This window comes from Okeania sp. SIO2F5 (genome assembly GCF_010692685.1).
Classification (GTDB): Bacteria; Cyanobacteriota; Cyanobacteriia; order Cyanobacteriales; family Microcoleaceae; genus Okeania; species Okeania hirsuta.
On sequence record NZ_JAAHGU010000324.1, the window covers coordinates 1 to 1,131 of the forward strand.

A 1,131-nucleotide genomic window follows, 5' to 3' on the forward strand; every position below is an offset into this window, starting at 1 on the left:
TGGTGGCCTACTGATGATTTGTCAAGTGCTTGAAGAGTAGCGATCGCGGTAGCGTTGCGTAGCAATATCGCTCCGGGCAATTATTTTTCTTCCTCCTCTATTATACACAAACGATGCTACCGGACATGATATGATTTACCCCAGATGCGAGGTCTGCCACGACTGCATTTGAGCGGTGGTGGTGGTAAAGGATGTTTACCTACTGCATTGATTCGTACTCTTGTAATTAAATGTAGCTTATGCTTTCTCAACTCTTCAATCAAATTTTGAGAAGCAAACTCAGCATCCAGAATGATATAGCTACCAGCATGGATCAGTTCTACGCACAAAACAGACATTCGCTCTACTATTGTAGTTTGATCATCCTCAGCTACCTTGATACCATCTGGCAATCCCAAAGTCACAGGAACTACTTTCAAACAACAACCTGCTTTTAAAAGTATGGTAATGACTCCAAAGTAATGACCTCATATCCATTCTGGCTTCGTTACATTTTCTGATTCATTATCTAGTTTTTTCACCGCAGGCATTTTTTTTCTTCCTTACCGACTTTTATACCATCACCTACATAAACTGGTTGACCTCTAAGACAGTGAACTTTTGGGTGAGTGATTAACCATTCATGCCACCCCATGGATAATTTTTGAGCACTAATTGCCTGGGAATGAAACCAGTGTAAAGCTTGGGTGTAGTAATTTTGTGTTAGTCCCACAGCGTTGAGATCGCTGGTAACTGCCCGATGTTGGTTGCATAAAAGAATGCCCTAAATCAGGCTCACAAACCATTCATCAGTGGCATGACGACTAAATACTGGACGTAAGTTGGTCAAGATTTGCTCTATCGTACCGATTATGTGGATAATAGAGATTAGCTGGTCAAATTTAAGAATCATTAACCAGTATGCACCATTCCCCGACTTTTAGTGGGGAATGTTTTTTTTCCACTCAGAACTTTGTACTGTCCAGTGCCTTAAGTAGAGTAGAATAAAAAAATTTTCGCGCGCAGATATAGCAATGAGCGCTGGCATCTTTACATATTACATAAATATTGATAATGTAACATAAAAGTAACTGTATGAGCTGTATTTTTCATAAATTAGGCGATCGCTAAAGGTTAAAGTTTTAAGGATGC

At 39.8% G+C, this 1,131-nt stretch carries 2 protein-coding genes; both read right to left on the reverse strand.

Annotation, left to right across the window (positions count from 1 at the left end; genetic code table 11):
* Window positions 1–116: 116 nt before the first annotated feature.
* On the reverse strand, window positions 117–419 hold the full coding sequence (locus F6K27_RS33330) for a transposase (protein WP_287280903.1): 303 nt from the start codon (window positions 417–419) through the stop codon (window positions 117–119).
* Between the two features lie 98 nt (window positions 420–517).
* On the reverse strand, window positions 518–712 hold the full coding sequence (locus F6K27_RS33335) for a hypothetical protein (protein ID WP_124154397.1): 195 nt from the start codon (window positions 710–712) through the stop codon (window positions 518–520).
* Window positions 713–1,131: the final 419 nt, after the last annotated feature.